The sequence below is a fragment of the Bifidobacterium sp. CP2 genome (genome assembly GCF_018555635.1).
Lineage (GTDB): Bacteria > Actinomycetota > Actinomycetes > Actinomycetales > Bifidobacteriaceae > Bifidobacterium > Bifidobacterium saguinibicoloris.
Window position 1 is genome coordinate 1 of record NZ_JAFEJX010000017.1, and the last position, 20010, is coordinate 20010.

The 20010-nt window shown below is 64.8% G+C and carries 10 protein-coding genes; 5 read left to right on the forward strand and 5 right to left on the reverse strand.

Annotated elements, in window-relative coordinates:
* Nucleotides 1-1844: 1844 nt before the first annotated feature.
* A complete protein-coding gene (locus tag JS531_RS10170; protein ID WP_214315674.1) occupies nt 1845-2552 on the reverse strand; it encodes a rhomboid family intramembrane serine protease in 708 nt (235 codons plus the stop codon).
* Between the two features lie 226 nt (nt 2553-2778).
* Here JS531_RS10170 and JS531_RS10175 point away from each other — a divergent pair, with 226 nt between their 5' ends.
* Nucleotides 2779-3006 (forward strand): hypothetical protein, encoded by a 228-nt coding sequence (locus JS531_RS10175; RefSeq protein ID WP_214315675.1) that lies wholly within the window; start codon nt 2779-2781, stop codon nt 3004-3006.
* 1650 nt (nt 3007-4656) lie between these two features.
* Entirely contained in the window at nt 4657-8841 is a 4185-nt protein-coding gene (locus JS531_RS10180; protein WP_240542176.1) for a bacterial Ig-like domain-containing protein, read from the forward strand.
* A gap of 223 nt (nt 8842-9064) precedes the next feature.
* On the opposite strand, the gene JS531_RS10185 is transcribed toward JS531_RS10180, so the two are convergent.
* A complete protein-coding gene (locus tag JS531_RS10185; protein WP_214315677.1) occupies nt 9065-11512 on the reverse strand; it encodes a glycogen/starch/alpha-glucan phosphorylase in 2448 nt (815 codons plus the stop codon).
* 256 nt (nt 11513-11768) lie between these two features.
* Between JS531_RS10185 and JS531_RS10190 the strand changes: the two genes are divergently transcribed.
* Nucleotides 11769-12236, forward strand: coding sequence for a sterol carrier family protein (locus tag JS531_RS10190; RefSeq protein ID WP_214315679.1), 468 nt, complete (start codon nt 11769-11771; stop codon nt 12234-12236).
* Nucleotides 12237-12367: 131 nt separating this feature from the next.
* Here the strand turns inward: JS531_RS10190 and JS531_RS10195 are convergent, their stop codons facing one another.
* On the reverse strand, nt 12368-12763 hold the full coding sequence (locus tag JS531_RS10195; RefSeq protein ID WP_214315681.1) for a DUF3073 domain-containing protein: 396 nt from the start codon (nt 12761-12763) through the stop codon (nt 12368-12370).
* A gap of 266 nt (nt 12764-13029) precedes the next feature.
* On the opposite strand from JS531_RS10195, the gene trpS reads away from it, so the two are divergent.
* Complete coding sequence (gene trpS / locus JS531_RS10200) at nt 13030-14130, forward strand: tryptophan--tRNA ligase (protein WP_214315683.1); 1101 nt, start codon at nt 13030-13032, stop codon at nt 14128-14130.
* A gap of 405 nt (nt 14131-14535) precedes the next feature.
* Here trpS and JS531_RS10205 read toward each other — a convergent pair whose 3' ends face one another.
* Nucleotides 14536-16119: an amidohydrolase gene (locus JS531_RS10205; RefSeq protein WP_214315685.1), complete on the reverse strand. Its 1584-nt coding sequence runs from the start codon at nt 16117-16119 to the stop codon at nt 14536-14538.
* Between the two features lie 720 nt (nt 16120-16839).
* Between JS531_RS10205 and JS531_RS10210 the strand changes: the two genes are divergently transcribed.
* Entirely contained in the window at nt 16840-17835 is a 996-nt protein-coding gene (locus tag JS531_RS10210; RefSeq protein ID WP_214315687.1) for a hypothetical protein, read from the forward strand.
* A 465-nt stretch (nt 17836-18300) separates the two neighbouring features.
* On the opposite strand, the gene JS531_RS10215 is transcribed toward JS531_RS10210, so the two are convergent.
* Nucleotides 18301-19938 (reverse strand): sodium/proline symporter, encoded by a 1638-nt coding sequence (locus JS531_RS10215; protein ID WP_214315689.1) that lies wholly within the window; start codon nt 19936-19938, stop codon nt 18301-18303.
* Nucleotides 19939-20010: the final 72 nt, after the last annotated feature.

Sequence of the window (20010 nt, forward strand, 5' to 3'; positions counted from 1 at the left end):
ACGTTCCGGCCCATCGGCTCCTGGTCCGGAACGTAGGAACGGGCCCGATTCACCTTCCAGGGTCACGAATCGTGACACCGGAACACAAAACCAGGTCTCTCACGCACACCGGGCCACCGGCCCTTGGGCCGGAACGGGGAACCAAGCCTGATCCACGCTCCGGGGCCACTGTGTCCATAGACTCATGGCCCCGGAACGAATAACAGGGGCAGTCATACGTTCCGGCCCATCGGCTCCTGGTCCGGAACGTAGGAACGGGCCCGATTCACCTTCCAGGGTCACGAATCGTGACACCGGAACACAAAACCAGGTCTCTCACGCACACCGGGCCACCGGCCCTTGGTCCGGAACGGGGAACCGAGCCTGATCCACGCTCCGGGGCCACTGTGTCCATAGACTCATGGCCCCGGAACGAATAACAGGGGCAGTCATACGTTCCGGCCCATCGGCTCCTGGTCCGGAACGTAGGAACGGGTCCGATTCACCTTCCGGGGTCACGAATCGTGGCACCGGAACGCAAAACCAGGTCTCTCTCGTACTCCGGGCCACCGGCTCTTGGGCCGGAACGGGGAATCAATCCCAATCCGCGCTCCGGGACCACTGTGTCCATAGACTCATGGCCCCGGAGCGAGCAACAGGGGCAGTCATACGTTCCGGCCCATCGGCTCCTGGTCCGGAACGTAGGAACGGGCCCGATTCACCTTCCGGGGTCACGAATCGTGGCACCGGAACGCAAAACCAGGTCTCTCTCGCACACCGGGCCACCGGCTCTTGGGCCGGAACGGGGAATCAATCCCAATCCGCGCTCCGGGGCCACCGTGCCCATAGACTCATGGCCCCGGAGCGAGCAACAGGGGCAGTCATACGTTCCGGCCCATCGGCTCCTGGTCCGGAACGTAGGAACGGGCCCGATTCACCTTCCGGGGTCACGAATCGTGACACCGGAACACAAAACCAGATCTCTTACGTACTCCGGGCCACTGGTCTCCGGGCCGGAACGGGGAACCAAGCCCGATTCACGTTCCGGGCCACCGTGATGGAGGACATACGGGCACCGTGATGATCGGTGTCGCGGTGGATAAATGCCACGGTGGATAAGCACGTGGTGAATCAGCGGCACAGCGAATCAACATCACAGTGGATAACCGTCGTGGTGGATAAGTGCAAAGCTGAGTTATCCACAATCCACATCGTTGGAATTCCAACGTTTGTGGGAGGTTACCCACAGGTTATCCACCACTTATCCACTATCCACCACTGGTTATCCCCAAGTTATCCACCGGTTTGGCGGAGTTATCCACAATGCTGCGGTGAAAATCCACCGTGCATGCCGTTCTCCACAGTGGATAACCCATTGTGGATAACCGTTATGCACATTGTCCACAATCCACAATCGTTGGAATGACGCCGATTGTGGATAACTCGACGTCATAGGTAACGTAGTTGTCCACTTCCGACGACGGGTTATCCCCAAGTTATCCACACTGTTTTCCACAATTGTGGAAAACTACATGTGTGTAGTTCCTCGGCCCTAGCACTAGATATGGGGACCTGGGGAAATCGGAGTACGGACAAGCAGAAGGGCCAAAAGCGGAAGAACCAGTCACGAAGTCAGCGGCTCAGGCGGCAGGTCAAGCGGCGGCGGGTCAAGCGGCGGCGAAGCTCCGCACCAGCGGCACCCGCCGCCGTATCGCTCAGATGCGACGCCTCTGCCCGGTCAAGGCGCCATCAAGCCCAAGCCGCCGGCGTCCAAGCACTCACCACAACCTCATCGGAAGCGCACCGCCAACGGCAGACCCAAGTCCGCCCGAAGCATCACAAAGCCGCAGCGCAGGACAGTCGAATCAGAACCGCGTCACGCACAGCAGCATGACGACGACGAGCAACAGCGTCATCGCGCTGCCGAACACCGCCATACGCACGGTGAATGACCGACGCCGCAACACGGGCAGACCTCCCACCAACAGCCAGGTGAGCACACCGCCCACGATGAATCCGCCCACATGCGCCTGCCATGCGATGCCGCCCACCACGAACGGCAGCAGGAAATTGACCGCCATCCACACCAGCATCGAACGGATGTCCTCGCCGATGCGGCGATACACCACCAGCACCGCGGCGAACAGGCCGAACAGCGCGCCGGACGCGCCATAGGCGGAGGTCAGCCAGTCGCCGGTCAGGCGTGCCCACACCATCATGCCGGCGGCGCCGCCGAGCCCGGAGATGAGATACAACGCGAGATACCGCCAATGGCCCATCAGCCGTTCCAATACCGGGCCCACGGACCACAGGGCGATCATGTTGAACAGGATGTGCATCAGATTCGGCGCATGCAGGAACATCGACGTCAGCCACGTCCACGGCGTGCGGAACGCCGTGATCGGCATGAACATGCCGTATCCCACGAACGCGGAGAACAGCGTGGGCGACAGCAGCCGCAGCAACATCTCGACGGCCCAGACCGCCGCGCACAGGGTGATGATCGTCCAGGTGACGACCGGACCGTTGTTCTTCCAGCTGTAGGCGATCTGACGTTTCGTGGGAATGCGCATGCCCTCCATGCTACCGTTCCCGCGCCCGCCCGTTCTGCCGAAGGAGGATGCGGCGAACGGTCGCATCACCGGGACCGCGGCATAGAGACGTCGCGGCGTTTCTGTGAGCGCTACCGTGAGTCGGTCTGAGGCGGCATGTTCTACCCAATCGCCACATATTCGGGCCTATGATGGGGTGAAGATCGGCCTGAACGAGCAGGCTGACGAGAATGGGAAAGGATCCGACATGGAGAACAAGTCTTCGAACGGTTGGAAGTTCTTCGCGCTGCTGTTCGGCGCACTGCTCGCCGGCCTGGTGGGCCTGTACATCTACAAGCAGCAGAACCCGGACTACGATCCGTGGGAGGAACCGTGGGAGAACAGCTCCTCTCCGGTGGATCTGGGTCTTGAGAAGTCCAAGGGCGAGGCCGACGAGCCGGCTGAGGACTCCGAGGCCGCTCCCGCCGAAGCCTGATCGCATCCGCATATCCGCCGGGCGTCGCGTCGAGCGATGGCGTCACCCGTCCGGTGGAACGACGACGAACCGAATGTCCCCGCATCGGATTGGATGCGGGGACATTCGTTTTCGTGCTCGTTCGCGTCGCAGACTCGCGTGGCGCCCGATTCTATAGGAACGGACGCGTCACCTGAGGATTAGGCTCGCGCAACGCCCGATTCTATAGGAACGGACGCGTCACCTGAGGATTAGCCCCGCGCAACGCCCGGTTCTATAGGAACGGATGCTGCGCTCGTGAATCGGGCCTGCGCAACGCCCGATTCTATAGGAACGGACGCAGCATGACGGGCTGGTGTGCACCGGTATGCGATGACGGGTGGGCGGCGCACGCAATAACCGGCTTTTGCAGCTCTTCCGATTTTGAGCCGCATCCTGATTGTTGGACTGGAGTAATCCAGATTCGATGATCGGAGGTGCGGTTGCATCATGCCGGAGCGATGTGGCCGATATGAATCACCGCGACGCGTCACGCGCGAGCCGGGAAATGGTACGCAACGCACGATTGCGGCAGCCGGTCCGTTGCGTACCGACAATCCGGGGTACGTGACGTGATTCCCGGGCCTTCCTCCGTCATGTACCAATCGCCTTATGAGGGCGTGCCGCGACGGTTTTCCTGAGAACGTTGCAATTTCGGGCTTTTTGCGACACCTGCGAATGGTATGCATGCGGATCGGCGGCGGTTCGGATGTTGTGTACCACGGAACGTTGGTACGCAAATGCGTATCCCGCCGCCATGACATTGCGTACCACAGGTTCCGGGTACGCAAGCGCGCTCCCTGGTCGCCATGGCATCGTGTACCAGTGATTCCCGGAGTACAACCGCGCTCCCCGTCGTCATAGCTGAACCGCATCCCGATTGCTGACCGGATCAATTCATGCCGATGCTTGGCGGTGCGGTTTCTCATGTCACGGAAACGTAGGGGCTCATACGACGTCGAGTAGATGAGAATCGTCGTCCGATTGATTCGCGATGATATCGACGCCAAGTCGATTGCTCACCGTCGCTGCATTGTGTGCCACAGACTCTTGATGCTCAATCGCGCGTCCCTTCTCCGCGCACGCCCCGCTCCACCTCGCCCATTACCCACGAACCGGTTAGACGCCCGCATGGCTCCTTTCCGCGACACGCGCGGCGGCATGTTCCATGCGAAAAACTTCCGTTTTGTTTGCGCAACCATCAGCAACGGCCCCATTTCGCCACTCCCGATACACAGATAGACCAACCGATTCCCAACATTTCGCAATGCGACCGGTTACGTCTCTCATTACAGGTAATGGTTGCGTTGCCACTCCCTCGCGACGGTGATAGCGTGAGCCGCAACGGAACTAGTACACCGGTTTCGCACCACCGGGGCAGACGCCAGGGCAACCACAGGGACCGCACAGGAACCGTCACAGCGGACACCACAACGGCCCCCGCAACGCCCGCGCACAACGCCGTGCCACAACGGCCCCCGGAGGCGCGTCACCGTCGACCACCACGGTATCGGCACCGTCGCCGCCCCTGATCGGCGAGGAAACCGACGCCACGGCGTCGGAGACATGTACCGGTTCCGCAAGGAGGATGCAACGCCGTGTCCAACCGCACGGCAGCGGGAAGGAGAATCCATGTCAACCATCACCACACGCATCGCGGCCGCGACGGCCGCGATCGCCATGCTCGCCGCCGGCGGCGCAAGCATGGCGTCCACCGCGATCGCCGGCGAACCGGCGACCGCCGCGAGCGGCAACACCACGGTCATCACTCCGAACCCCTGGTTCCAGAACGGCCCGTTCCAAGGCTGGGGCACCTCGCTCGCCTGGTTCGCCAACGCCACCGGCTCCTACGGCGAGGAGGGTTCCCTCACCCAATCGTCCGGCGACGCCACCACCGACGCGGAGGCGCTGGCCTACGGCAAGGCGCTGCGCGAACAGTTCTACCAGTCCATCTTCGGCAAGGACGGGCTCGATCTGAACATGGCCCGCTACAACATCGGCGGCGGCAACGCCTCCGACGTGGGCTACGGATACCCGTACATGCGTCAGGGCGCCGCGGTCCCCGGCTACTGGGCAGACGACATCGACGGCTCCAAGAACCTCTACGATGGCGTCACCACCAGGAAAAGCGACTACAAGAAGCTCGACGAGGCCTTCGACGCCACCAAGGACAGCAGCTACGACTGGTCCAAGGGCAAGGCCCAGGAATGGTGGGTGCAGCGCGGCGCGGAGACCGGCGACATCACCAGCTGGGAGGCGTTCGCCAACTCCGCCCCGTACTTCATGACGTACAACGGCACCATCACCGGAACCGGCAACAAGAACCAGTCCGACCTGCAGGACGCCGAGAAGTTCGGCCAGTACCTCGGCAAGGCCGTCAAGCATCTCGAGGACACGTACGGCATCAACATCGGCACCATCGAACCGTTCAACGAATCCGAGAACAAATCCCGCGGCACACCGGTCGCCTCGGCGGCCAAGACCGCGGCCGGCGCCTACGGCACCGACCATCAGGAGCTTCTGGAACGCTACGACGCCCTGTTCCCGAACATGGACAAGAACGTCACCACTTACGACCTGAGGACCAAGAAGCCGCAGGAAGGCATGTACGTGTCCAACGACCAGCAGCAGGCCACTATCCGCTCCCTCAGGCAGGCCATCGAAGCCAACGGGCTCAACGCCAACGGCACGACCACGATCTCCGGCACCGACGCCTCGAACGCCGGCTCGTTCGGCGGATCCTACGACGGCTGGGACCAGGACGTGCGCGACGCCGTCGGCCAGTACAACGTGCACGCCTACAGCCAGGGCGGCCAGTTCTACGTGCGCGACATCGCGCAGGCGGACGGCAAACCCCTGTCGATGAGCGAAGTGGACGGCGACTACACGTCCGAAAAGCAGTTCAACCCCTATGACTTCAGCAACGCGCTGGGCATGGCCGAGGAGATCAACAACGACGTGTACGCGCTGCAGTCGCAGGACTTCACGTTCTGGCAGGTCGTCGAGGACCTGTACAACATGCAGACCCCGACCACCGGCAGCAACCCCAACGGCGAGAACCTCAACTGGGGCACGGTCTTCATCGACTTCGACTGCACCGTGGCCGGCAAGGGCGCGGACGGCAAGGGCGCGCTGTTCTCCAAGCGCCGCGTCGACCAGAACGGCGGCAAGACCGACGGCCTGAAGCCCTGCACGGTGCTCGCCAACACCAAGTACAACGCCGTGCGCGCCTACACGCAGTTCATCCACAAGAACGACGTCATCCTCGCCAACAACGACATGCTCAACACGATGACCGCCCGTTCCGCCGATGACAAGACTCAGACCATCGTGCACCGCAACGCCGGCGACACGGACGAGACCGTCGTCATCGACCTGTCGAAGTACGGCGACGTCGCGGCCGACGCCGCAGGCAAACTGTACCTGACCACCACGCCGAAGCAGGACGCCGCGGACACCGCCACGCCCGCCGTGCTCAACAAGACCAGCAACCAACTGCGGAAGAACGGCGTGACCGTCGACCCGACGGCCAAGACCGCCACCTTCACCGTTCCGGCCGGATCCATCGCCTCCGTGCAGCTGACCGGCGTGAGCGGCGTCAGCAAGGACGCCGAGACCATCGCCGACGGCGGCACCTACCAGCTCGTCGGCCAACAGTCCGGCAAGGCGTTCACCGTCACCACCAACGACACCACCAACGACGACACCAACACCACCGCACAGATCGACAACCTCGCCACCGACGCGTCCACCGCCGCCACCCAGCTGTGGACGTTCCACGAGCTGCCCGCCTCCGCGCAACGCCCCACCGTCCGCCGCTACGTCATCGAATCGGCCGACCACAGGATCCTGACCGCGGACAGGAACGGCACCGTCAGCCTCAAGGGCGGCACCGTCGTCGCCGCGGGCGGCGACGCCTCGGCCGTCTGGACGCTGAACACGGACGACAGCGTGCACGTCAGCCTCGTCAACTCGCTGTCGCGCGGCGCACTGGACGTGACCGGTCGCAAGACCGCCGCGGGCTCGCCCGTCGGCACCGCGGGATCCACCACCGCGAACACGTCGAACAGCGCGCGCAACATCGGCAAGCAGATCACCAGCCAGACCTGGCAGGTCCGCTCCGTCACGCCCACCGGCACCAAGGCCGTGCACGCGCAGACCGCCGTCGGCGTGACGCCGTCGCTGCCGGACGTCGTGACGCCGCAGTACCCGTGGGGCGACGGCTCCCCGGCCAAGGTCACGTGGGACACCGCGGCGCTGGCCGAACAGGTGAAGCGCGTCGGCACCGTCACGGTGCACGGCACCGCCACCGACCTGTACGGCAACGCCATCAAGGCCACCGCCACCGTGTACGTGGGCGCGTTCACCGTCAGCGACGCGACGTCGATCACTGTCGCCGCCGGCACGACCGCGTCCGCGGTGAAGGACGCGGCGCCGGACACCGTCAAGGCGCACGTCGGCACCGGCGACGCGCTGGACACGCCCGTCACCTGGCAGTGGGGCGACGTGACCGACGCCACGTTCGCTAAGACCGGTTCGGTCACCGTCGCCGGCAAGGCGTCTGACGGCGCGGACGGCACGATCCCCGCGACGCTGACCGTGCTCGTCACCGAAGCGACCGTGGTGGACGGCCGGAACGTGGCCGGCGAAGGCACCGCTGCCGCTTCGTACGCGCAGGGCCGCACCCCGGTCACGAACCTGTTCGACGGGCGCAACGACACCGCGTGGGGCGATTGGGCCGCCAAGGGCACGAACAAGCCCTCGCCGTGGGTGAGTTGGACGTTCGCCGCGGCGAAACGGTTCAGCACCGTCGACATCGTCTCCTTCGGCGAGGCCACGCCGAAACGGTTCACCGTGCAGTACCTCGATGATTCCGGCGCGTGGGTCGATTCCGGCATCACCGCCGAGACCGGCGACCGCGTGAAGGCGGGCGACGTCACCGGCGCGGACATCAGCGCGCTTCCCGCGACGAAGGGCATCCGTCTGAACTTCACGTATGCGGACGGCGACGCCAATTACTACCTGAAGCTCGCGGAGGCGCACCTGTACGAGGCGAGCATCGTGCCGAAGCCCGCCTCGGTGGGCACGCTCGCCGATCTGCGCGTCGACGGCGTGCGCGTCGACGGGTTCGCGTCGGATCGTTTCGACTACGACCTGTCCGGCACGGTGGACGTCGACACGGACGCGTATCCGCTCGTGCAGGCGTTCGCCACGGATGCGGCCGCGAAGGTCGACGTCACGCAGCCGAGCTCGGACAACGGCGGCAAGGCCGTCGTGACGGTCACGCCGGCGGACGGCGGCAAGGCCGTCGCGTACACGGCCGACTTCGGTCCGCTGCTCCGACTGGACGCGCTTAAGGTGCAGCCGGGCAAGACCGCGTATCAGGTGGGTGATTCGTTCGACCGTTCCGGCCTCAAGGTCGCCGCGGTCTACTCCAACGGCAAGCGCACGTCCGAGAAGGCCATCGACGCCGACGATCCGGAGCTCGCCGTCACCGGGTTCGATTCGCACGCCGCCACGGCCAGGCAGGTCGTCACGGTCACGTATCGCGGGGTGTCCGCGTCCTACGCGATTGCGGTGACGTCCTCCGGCGTCGTGCAGCCGTCGATTCCGAGCAAGCCCGGCGACGATGCGGGTCCGTCCGGCGACGGTTCCGACGGTTCCGGTACGGCCGGCGATGGGACGCACGCCGCGGGCCATGCGACGGCACTGAGCCGCACCGGTTCGTCCGTGGCGGCGGTCCTCGTCGTCGTCGCGCTGCTGTGCGCCGCGGCCGTGGCCATGTCCGTCGCGCGACGCAGGACGGGCCGTCGATGACGTTCCGGAACTGATGGCGATGGCGGCCGATCGCCGCCATCGCCATACGGCAGAGCCCCCGCAATCCGGATGGATTGCGGGGGCTCTTGCATGGCCGGTCACGTGCGGTCCTCGCCGCGCGGATGACGCTCCGTCATCTCACTGACGTGTGCGGAGACCGCCGTCCGAAGGCGAAGGCGTACGAAGGGTACGTCGAGCCTGAGGAAAGGCGGTATACGCTCCGTCAGTCGGCGAGCGGGCCGGTGTGCCAGATCCGCTCGAGGTAGTCCTCGATGGAGCGGTCGGAGCTGAAGTAGCCGGAGTTGGCGACGTTGAGCAGGGCCTTGCGGTTCCACTCGAGCGGGTCACGGTACAGCTTCTCGATCTCGGACTGGATGTCGGCGTAGGCGGTGAAGTCCGCGAGCGTCATGAACCAGTCCTTGGTCAGCCAGTCGGCGACGAGCGGCGCGTAGGCGTTGCGGTCGCCGTAGGAGAAGGTGCCGTTGGCGACCAGGTCGATGGCCTGCTTGAGGCGCGGGTCGGCCTCGTAGTACTTGGCCGGATCGTAGCCGTTGGCGTACTGGGCCTCGACCTCGTCGACGGTCATGCCGAAGAGGAAGAAGTTCTCGGCGCCGACCTTCTCGCGGATCTCGACGTTCGCGCCGTCGAGGGTGCCGACGGTGAGCGCGCCGTTGAGGGCGAACTTCATGTTGCCGGTGCCGGAGGCCTCCTTGCCGGCCTGGGAGATCTGCTCGTCGAGCTCGGTGGCCGGGATGAGGTTCTGGGCCATCTCGATGTTGTAGTTCGGGAGCATGTAGACGGCGAGCTTGCCCTTGACGTCCGGATCGTTGTTGACGACCTTGGAGACGTTGTTGATGAGCTCGATGGTCATCTTGGCCAGGTAGTAGCCCGGGGCGGCCTTGGCGCCGAAGAACACGGTGCGCGGCAGGATGTCGTCGGCGGAGACGGAGCCGTTCTTGATGGCGGCGTACTTGGAGATGACGGCGAGGATCTTCAGGCTCTGGCGCTTGTACTCGTGCAGGCGCTTGACCATCGTGTTGAACAGGGTGTTCTCGTCGATGTCGATGCCGTAGTGGTCCTTGGCGAAGCCGACGAAGGCGTGCTTGTTGGCCTGCTTGACGGCGGCGAACTTCTTGACGAACTCGTCGTCCTTGGCCAGCGGGACGAGGCCCTGCAGCAGCTCGAGGTCGGAGATCCACTTGTCGGTGCCGAGGCCCTCGGTGATGAGGTCGGACAGGCCCGGGTTGGCGAGCTTGACGAAGCGACGCGGGGTGACGCCGTTGGTCACGTTGGTGAACTTGTCCGGGTAGGCGTCGGAGAAGTCCTTGAGGGTGACGTCCTTGAGCAGCTGGGAGTGCAGCTCGGCCACGCCGTTGACGTGGGAGCCGCCGTAGGTGGCGAGGTACGCCATGCGGACGGAGTCGCCGGTGTAGATGCGCATCTTCTCGATGGTCTCGTCGGCGACGCCCTTGTCCTTGAGCTCGTCCTCGAACTGCTCGTTGATCTTCTCGATGATCTCGAGGTGACGCGGCAGCAGCTCGCCGATCAGGCTGGACGGCCAGACCTCGAGGGCCTCCGGCAGCAGCGTGTGGCAGGTGTAGTTGAAGGTCTTCTGGGTGATGGACCAGGCGGTGTCCCAGTCGTAGTCGTACTCATCGATGAGGATGCGCATGAGCTCGGGGATGCCGATGACCGGGTGGGTGTCGTTGAGCTGGAACGTGATCTTGTTCGGGAAGGTGGTCAGGTCCGGCTTGGCCTCGCCCGGGTAGAAGACGCGGATGGCGTCGTGCAGGGAGGCGGAGACGAAGAAGTACTGCTGCTCGAGACGCAGCTCCTTGCCGACCTTGGTGGAGTCCTCCGGGTAGAGGATCTTGGAGATGTTCTCGGCCTTGACCTGCGGCTTGACGGCGTCCATGTACTCGCTCTTGTTGAAGGCGAGCAGGTCGAACTCGTCGTAGGACTTGGCGGTCCACAGGCGCAGGGTGTTCACGCGCTGGGACTTGTAGCCGGGAACGAGGTAGTCGACCGGCACGGCGCGCACGGACCACGCCGGCTTCCAGACCTTCTTGCCGTTCTCCTCGACGACTTCGCCGCCGAAGGAGACCTTCTGGTCGCGGTTGTAGTCGATGTGGCCCCACGGCTCCTCGTTGGAGAGCCAGTAGTCCGGGGTTTCGACCTGCTTGCCGTTCTCGTCGAACTTCTGCTTGAAGATGCCGTACTTGTACTGGATGCCGTAGCCGAAGGCCGGCACGCCCAGGGAGGCGAGGGAGTCGATGAAGCAGGCGGCGAGACGGCCCAGGCCGCCGTTGCCGAGGCCCGGCTCGTACTCGGCGTCGACGATGTCCTTCGGCTGGAAGCCGAGGGCCTCGACGGCCGCGTCGAACTGCTCGGTCAGGCCCGCGTTGAGCAGGGCGTTCTCGAGCTGCTTGCCCATGAGGAATTCGGCGGACAGGTAGCCGACGGCCTTGGTGCTGCCGTTGACCATGTCGGACTGGGTCTTGAACCAGGAGTCCGCGAGGTGGTTGCGGACGGCCTTGGAGGCGGCGACGTAGACGTCGGCGGCGGTGGCCTGCTCGACGGTGACGCCCTGGGTGTACTTGAGTTGCTCACGAATCTCGTCGGCGAACTGCTCGGCCGTGACAGGAGACTTCGGTGCGGTGATCTCGGTCATGTTTCTTGCTTTTCCTTCCGGGATGGAACTTCCCTGACCATGATACGGCGCGCCGTTGGACGCACCCCAACCCATACATGAACAGTGAGTTACATTCCACACCGCTTCGTGCATACGTTGTCATCGGCCAATATCCGCCACTTTACTACGTAGGCGACATCACGGCAAACCGATGGTCCGGCACCATCCGTCGGCATGGCGAAACCGGTCACGACGACGTCGCATCGCACGCCACACCCGTGGCACAATGACGGATATGGCAGTGATTCTGGAGAAGGACCTGACGCGCGGCCGCCAGGCGTACGAACAGTGGCGTGACGCGGCGATGGAGGCGGCGAGCGCATGCGACGCCGCGACGGAGTCGGAGATATCGAAGACCGCGGCGACGCGGACCGGAGCGCCACTCGCGACGCGCCTGTCCATCGCGCCGAAACTGCCGCGGCCGGTCATGGCGATGGCCGTGCGCTACTCGCTGTTCCTGCTGGAACGCAAGGCGCCGGGGCCCGGCGTCGAAGTGCGCGTGGCGCCATGGGGCGCCATCAAGATCCTGGACGGGCCGGAATCGGACCCGCACAACCTCACGCCGCCGGACGTCATCGAGCTCGACCCTGACGTATGGCTGCGGCTGGCCGCCGGCATCACCACATGGGATGAGGAGAAGGAAGCCGGACGCATCAGCGCGGTGGGCGAACGCGACGACCTCGGGTGGCTGCTGCCGCTGTGACGGACGGCGGGACGCAAAACCCGGTGGCCGTGCATCGGCGACCACCGGGTCTGAAGTCTGCTACCTGAAGTCCGCGAAAACGTACCGGATGCATCGGGCGCACCGGGCGCGACGGACCGGCGCCCGCCCGCTCAGGCGTTCTTCGGCTTGAGCGCGCTCGGGATGGGGCGTGGCTTCGGCATCGGAATGGGCTTGTGCGGCGCGGCCGGCTTGGCGCTGGTCTTCGGGAACTCGCCGCTCGTGGCCTTCGCCGCGGCCTCGGCGGCCCACTTGGCGTACTCGTCCAAATCGTCCTGACCGGAGGCGGCGGCATCGTCCGCGGCGGGCGCGGCATCCGCTGTCGCGGAAACGTCCGCGGCAGCGTCCGCATACTGGTCTTCAAGATCGGCGAACGGATCGACGGAGCCCGTTCCCGGCTCCTGACCGCTCAATTCCTTGGCAAGCTCATCGTAATCGGTGTCGGTAGTCAGATATTTGAGCTTACGAGCTATCTTCTGCTGCTTGGCTTTCTGACGTCCGCGGCCCATGTGACCCCCTGAAATATTGCTTGCTATCGATTCATCATCACAGAAGAGTACCACTTGTTCCCCGCTCGTGGCTTGTCGGCTCGCGCTTTTACGATAAAAGCGATATTTTGCACGGTTTTGACACAACCGAAGCGCCGGCGCAACGGTCCAACGCATCAACGCCCCGGCGACGGTCGGACGACGTCGAAACCACGGAACCGGCACGCCGGCATCGCGCCCCATCGCACGAACCGCACGGACCGCACGACCCAAAGGACGAGACAAGCATGACGGACGAAACGCAGGAACCGCAGATCACCGCGGCCGGCAACGAAATGAGCGCAAGCTTCCTGGCCGCGAAGAAGCGCTCGGACGCGACGCTGGCCAAGCTCGAGGCGAATCCGGACAAGTTCACGATGCTCACCGGCGACCGCCCCACCGGACGCCTGCACCTCGGCCACTACTTCGGTTCCATCAAGGAACGCGTGGCCATGCAGAACAAGGGCGTCCACTCCAACATCATCATCGCGGACTACCAGGTCATCACCGACCGCGACACCACCGAGCACATCCAGGACAACGTCCTCAACCTCGTGCTCGACTACATGGCCGCCGGCATCGACCCGCAGAAGACCATGATCTACGCGCACTCCGCCGTGCCGGCCGAAAACCAGCTGCTGCTGCCGTTCCTCTCCCTCGTCACCGAGGCCGAACTGCACCGCAACCCCACCGTCAAGTCCGAGATGGAGGCCTCCGGCCACGCGCTCACCGGCCTGCTGCTCACCTATCCGGTGCACCAGGCGTGCGACATCCTCTTCTGCAAGGCGAACGTCGTGCCGATCGGCAAGGACAACCTGCCGCACATCGAGATCACGCGCACCATCGCCCGCCGTTTCAACGAGCGCTACGCCAAGAAGCACCCGGTGTTCCCGGAGCCGGCCGCCATCCTGTCCGACGCCCCGGAGATTCCGGGCCTCGACGGCCGCAAGATGAGCAAGTCCTACGGCAACTCCATCATGCTGGGTGCCACCGCCGCGGAGACCGCCAAGCTCATCAAGAAGAGTCCCACCGATTCCGAGCGCACCATCACCTTCGACCCGGTGAACCGCCCGCAGGTCTCCGCGCTGCTCACCACCGCGGGCCTCGTGACCGGCCGCGACCCGAAGGAGATCGCCGACGAGATCGGCGCCGCGGGCGCCGGCGCGCTCAAGGCGTACGTCATCGAATCCGTGAACAACTTCCTCGCCCCGCACCGCGAGCGCCGCGAGGAGCTCGCCAAGGACATGGATTACATCCGCGACGTGCTGCACGACGGTAACAAGCGCGCCAACGAAATCGCCAACGCCACCCTCGACGAGGTGCGCGAGGCCATGGGCATGAAGTACTGATTCATGATTCACTGATTTCCGCTATCTGCGGCACGAGGGGTATTTCTCCGCCACTGCGGATGTCTATCCTGCTTACGAGGGGTATCCGCCGCGGGTAAACCACTGCGAAAACGGCTTGGCTGCCTTGCGGCCAAGCCGTTTTCGCGTCCTTGTACCCCACTGGGGCACCCCTCGCAAGTGAGTTGGATGTCCGTAAGAGCGGAAAAGCACCCCTCGCAACGCAGATGAACGGAGCGGCCGCGGGTCCTTCCGACCCGTCGTTCACCAGCCTGCTTCCCCGGACCGTCGAATAGGCTCCGCGCCCAGACCCAGGATCGCAGGATGGTCGATCAAGCCCGCCACCGATGCCAAGACCTCGGCCCGGGCCGGCCGACGAATGGATCGGGCCTTCCGGCAGCTCACCGGCTAGTGGACCCGCTCGCCCGCAAGGAACGTCATCACCACATGCCGCGGCATGCCGCGCATCTCCTCAGGGGTCAGCTGTGCATAGGGGTCGGCGTCCAACAACACCAGGTCGGCCGGATCTCCGGGCTCGGGCCGGACGCGGCCGGTCGCCGTGGAGGCGGCCAGAGCCACGTCGACCGGCAGGCATTGCTCCGGCTGGAACGGTTCGCGGGCCGAATCCTCGGTCTCGAACACCGCCGCGGAGATCGCCAGCCACGGGTCCAACGGCGCCACCGGGGCGTCGGAGCCCATACGCAGCGTGGTCCCCGCGTCATACAGGGAACGGAACGCGTACGGAACGCCGGCCGGCCCCGCCCAGAAGCGGGAGATCACATCCCGGTCGTCCATCGCATGCTGCGGTTGGATGCTCGCCTCGAGGCCGAGCGCGGCGAGACGCGGGATGTCCCGCGGCTTGAGCAGCTGCGCATGCTCGATGGAGCCATGCGCGTGCGTGCGTTCCGCCGCGTCGAGCACGATGGTGTTCGCCTCATCGCCGATGGCATGGCAGGCGATGGCGAACCCGTGTCCGGTGGCGAGACGCATGTAGTCCTCGATCTGTTCGGGTGTGTAGCTCAGCACGCCGCAGGTCGGCGGCTCGATGCCGGAATACGGGGTGGAGCAATAGGCGGAACGGGTGTTGAGCGAACCGTCGGAGATGAGTTTCATCGCCCCCACCATGCCCAGTCCGCGGCTGCCGGGCAACGGTTTGCCGCTATGCCAGCCGTCCTCGATGGCCTTGGCCAGACGCTCGGGATAGACGCCGGCCGCGACGCGCAGACGGTTGATGCCCGCCTTGAACCGGGCGATCCACGTGTCGATGTTCTCCGCCATCTCGTAGTCGCGGATGCCGGTCACACCCTTGCCGGCCGCATCCGCCTCGGCCTCGCGCAGCAGACGGTCGGTCTCCTCCGCCGCGCCGGGCGCCTTGTCGAACTCCTTGTACGCCTCGAACCATTCCAATTCGCCCACCAGACCTGTCTTCGGGTCCGGATGGACGCCGAGCCGGCGGGCCGCCGTCGAATTCACCCATCCGCAGTGCATGTCCGCGCTGGACAGGGCCACGGGCTGCTCGCCGGCGGCCTCGTCGATGGCGACCAGCGTGGGCTGTTGGTCATCGGACCACAGGGAATGACGGAAGCGCATGCCCACCACGAACGCGTTCGGGTCGAGCGTGCCGGAGGCGCGGCGTTCATCGAGATGCGCGCGCAGCATGGTCATCGCCTCGGATGCGGAGCGGGCGTCGATGAGGTCGAGCCGGCCGAGCGTCTTCGACCACTGGGTGAAATGCGTGTGGCAGTCCATGAGGCCGGGGATGACCCATAGGTCGGAGGCGTCGATGGTCGTCGCGGCGGGGGCCGTAGAGCCGGTGGGGGCTGCGGGAGCTGCGGGAGCTGCGGTGCCCGTTGGGGCCGCCGGGTCGGCCGGCGTCACGGAGACAACGCGGCCATCGCGGATGCCGAGGTCCACACGTCCGGCATCGGCCTCGCCGGGCACGCGCGCGTTGAGGATGTTCAGGTCATTGCTCATATCGCTCATACCCGCCATACTGCCACCGTCAGAGCAGGCGGGGGCGTCCGTTCCCGCCGGACGAAACGCAGACGGGTGGCGTGGAAAACTCCGCATGGCATGCGGGCATCAGGGCGCACGCGGATCAGGCCAACTATCTCTTCGCTTTTGGACGTGCAGGAGGATGTGTGATTCCATCGGACCGGGCGACATGTCCGATAATCACACGGCACGTCACACGCGAGCCACGCGAACCGCATCAGGCCGGCCGATCGTCAGGGCACGCCGAGCCACGTCATACGCAGACGCACCATGTATCGGAGGCACGTCGAGCCACGCCAGGCATGCACGATGCGCGCAGGGAGAGAACAACACGGCGGACCGCCGGCTCACATCGCCCCATGTCGGGGCATACGCAAGTACATCACAATCAGGTCACGCATCAGCCCACGCCGAGCCACGCCACAGGCCGTCTCGGGCAACGTAGACACACTGTATATCGGGGCCATACGCGAACCGCATCAGGCCGGCCGGTCGTCAGGGCACGCCGAGCCATGCCCAGACATGTACGATGCGCGGGACATGCGCAAGAACCACGCACGAAGTATGCACAACCCCGGAAGTTATCCACAACCGTTCGGCATTTTATGCACAGTCATCCACAGGTGCTGACGGGACGATCCAATGCCATCTATCCTGAGCCTCCACCGGATGCAAAGGCAACGGACACCGAGACGCAATGAAGCGAAAGGACGAGACATGGGCGGATCGATGGCATTGGCCGAACTCACCGAACTGAAATACCGTCGCATGGGGATATGCTCCGAACTCCAGCGCCGCACCGATTGGCGTCCCCCATACGCCTTGTCCACCGCTTTGGAGCTGATGGCGATCGAGATGCCACGACTGCCGAGGGCCCGGATGCGAAACGAACGTCGGGGAACCGCCGAACGTGTCATGGTGGCCGTCCCCCATGCGAATCGGAAGTATCGCGTCAACGGAATCGATGCGGTGGTCTGGCGGTTCCCGATGGACACCATCACAATCGACCGGCAGTTCGTCTGCACGTCCCCGGCGTGCACATGGGCGATGTTCGCCGCGTATGTGGAGCTGGAGGAACTCATCGTGCTGGCAGATTCCATGATGCGACGGGATGGGCGTCTGCGGCGGACCGCGAAGGAGGGGCTGGCCCTGTACCTCGACGACGCCGAACGGTACGTGCGGCAGGAACGGGAGGAAGGCCATGCATGCCGGTTGTTCAAGGGGTTCGCCGATTGCCGTCGAGCCATGCCGATGATCCGTGAGGGCACGGATTCCTCCATGGAGACCCGTACGCGGCTGGCTCTGATGAGATACGGTCTGGACTGCCCGCAGGTGAATTATCCGGTGTCCGTCGGGCATGGGGGAAGGACGCTGTATCTGGATCTCGCGTATCCCGAGTTCAAGATCTGCATCGAATACGACGGAGCGTATCATGCGGGGCGATGGCTGGGCGATGTGAAGAGGCGCCAGGCGCTTGAGGACGCGGGCTGGAAATATGTTCAGGCGACATCGACGGATCTCGGCGCTCCTGCCGCCGAAGAGATCCTGGCCGGCAGGGTGGCGAATCGGATATACGAGGTCACGGGGGCGGTCGTGCCACTGATGAAGCGGAAAACCATCCGACAGGTATGCGATGCCAGAGGCGCACGCCGGCGGCCGCTGTACATGCGGCTCGGGTTCACGCCGCTGCTGAATCCCCGGACTGCGGGCTGATGCGCCGGGCCATCACGGCTTGCGGCGTGGTATGCGGAACGAGTCGCAGCATCTCAGGGTTCTCCCGGACTATCTGCGTTGCAAGGGGTACTTTTGCGTTTGTGCGGACATCCATCTCGCCTATGAGGGGTGGGCACCCTCGTCGTTAGGCCGCGGAAACGGCCTGGTCTCATTGCAATCAAGCCGTTTCCGCATGGATATACCCGCACGAAGAACCCCTCATAAGCAGGATAGACATCCGCAAACCCGCGAATACACCCCTTGTAACGGAGATGCCGCAAGACAGCCGCAAGACATCCACGCGTTGGCCACGCGTTGTCCGCAAGATAGCCGCGAAATGGCCGCAGGCCAGCCGCAGGATAGCCACACACGGAGCCCTGAAAGGCGTGACGCGGCCCGGCCCCGCCTTCGGCACTCAGCCGTTCAGAACCGTGCCGCCTGACCAGACCGACCGCCGCCGACGGGTCACTTGCCTCGGACCTCGGCCTCCATGGTCTCCATCGGCTCGTCGACGAGCACCGTGCCGGAGGGCAGCGAGCCGGGCAGCGGGTCGTCCATGTAGTGGTCGAACTCGTAGAGCATCTGCTCGTTCGGCTTCTCGGTGAGCAGCGACACCACCACGATGAACGCCAGCGAGATGAGGAACGCGGGCAGCAGCTCGTAGATGGCGAACACGCCGCCCAGAGGCTTCATCACGTTATGCCAGATGAGCACGGCCGCAGTGCCGGAGAGCATGCCCGCCACGGCACCGGCCTTGTTGGCGCGGCGCCAGTACAACGCGCACAGCATGAGCGGGCCGAACGAGGCGCCCAGACCGGCCCACGCGTAGGAGACGACCTGGAAGATTGAGGAGTTCTGGTCGTAGGCGACGAGGCATCCGAACAGGAACATCACCACCAGCGTGAGGCGCGCGACGATCATGACCTGACGGTCGGTCGCCTTCTTGTGGAACAGACCACGGAAGATGTTCTCGCCCATCGCGGAGGCACCGATGATCATGTACGAGGAGCTGGAGCTCATCGAGGCGGCGAAGATGCCGGAGACGACCACACCGCACACGAAGCTCGGCAGCAGCGTCTGCGCGAGCACGATGAAGATGGTCTCCGCGTCCGTGCCGGTGAGCAGATGCGTGGGCATCATCGCACGGCCGACGAGACCGATGCACACGGCGCTGGCGAGCGAAAGCACGCACCAGGAGGTGGCGATGATACGCGACTTGCGCACCTCCTCGGCGTCGCGGATGGACAGGAAGCGCACGAGCACCTGCGGCATACCGAAGTAGCCGAGACCCCACGCAAGCATCGAGACGATCGTGATGATGCCGTAGTCGGTGGGCGCGCCGAACACGGCCTTGCCGGCCTCGACGATCTGCCTGCCGGTCTCCGGGTCGAGCGTCGGGGAGGCGACCTGCGTGCCGGAGATGAAGCCGGGGATCGCGCGCAGGAAGGCGACCGTCTCACCGATGCCGCCGGCGGAGGCGACCGTGCCGACGAACACCACGGCGAGCGCGAAGAACATGAGCAGGCCCTGGATGAAATCGGTCATCACGACGGACAGGTAGCCGCCGACGATCGTGTACACGAACACGACGAGCGCGCCGAGGACCATCATCAGGTGGTAGTCGAAGCCGAACAGCGCGGCGAACAGCTTGCCGACGGTCACGAAGCAGCTGCCCACGTACACGCAGAAGAAGACGAGGATGATGACGGCCGCGATGGTGGAGATGACGCTCTTCGTATCGTGGAAGCGCTTGGCGAAGAAGTCGGGGATGGTGATGGCGTCGCCGGCCACCACGGAGTAGCGGCGCAGACGCCTGGCCACGATCTTCCAGTTGAGGTAGGTGCCGATGGCGAGGCCGAGGGCGGTCCACAACGGGTCGGCGGCGCCGGTGAAGTAGGCGAGGCCGGGCAGACCCATGAGCAGCCAGCCGGACATGTCGGAGGCTTCGGCGGAGAGCGCGGTGAGCCACGGTCCCACGCCACGCCCGCCGGCGAAGTACTCCTTGGAGGAGGAGTTGGACCGCTTGGAGTAGACGAATCCGATGGACAGCATGGCCGCGAAGTAGATGACCATGGCCAGCAGGATCCAGAAATCGTTCGCCACACTAACCGCCTTATCCGAGATGTCCATGGCGCCGTGCGGACGCGTGAGGTCCGCACGTGACGACCATGGGGT

Bases quoted from the DNA above. Each gene is read 5' to 3' on its own strand.
- JS531_RS10195 (WP_214315681.1), bottom strand. From the start codon at position 12,763: ATGGGCCGCGGACGTCAGAAAGCCAAGCAGCAGAAGATAGCTCGTAAG.
- JS531_RS10175 (WP_214315675.1), top strand. From the start codon at position 2,779: ATGGAGAACAAGTCTTCGAACGGTTGGAAGTTCTTCGCGCTGCTGTTC.
- JS531_RS10185 (WP_214315677.1), bottom strand. From the start codon at position 11,512: ATGACCGAGATCACCGCACCGAAGTCTCCTGTCACGGCCGAGCAGTTC.
- trpS (WP_214315683.1), top strand. From the start codon at position 13,030: ATGACGGACGAAACGCAGGAACCGCAGATCACCGCGGCCGGCAACGAA.
- JS531_RS10190 (WP_214315679.1), top strand. From the start codon at position 11,769: ATGGCAGTGATTCTGGAGAAGGACCTGACGCGCGGCCGCCAGGCGTAC.
- JS531_RS10170 (WP_214315674.1), bottom strand. From the start codon at position 2,552: ATGCGCATTCCCACGAAACGTCAGATCGCCTACAGCTGGAAGAACAAC.
- JS531_RS10180 (WP_240542176.1), top strand. From the start codon at position 4,657: ATGTCAACCATCACCACACGCATCGCGGCCGCGACGGCCGCGATCGCC.
- JS531_RS10205 (WP_214315685.1), bottom strand. From the start codon at position 16,119: ATGGCGGGTATGAGCGATATGAGCAATGACCTGAACATCCTCAACGCG.
- JS531_RS10210 (WP_214315687.1), top strand. From the start codon at position 16,840: ATGGGCGGATCGATGGCATTGGCCGAACTCACCGAACTGAAATACCGT.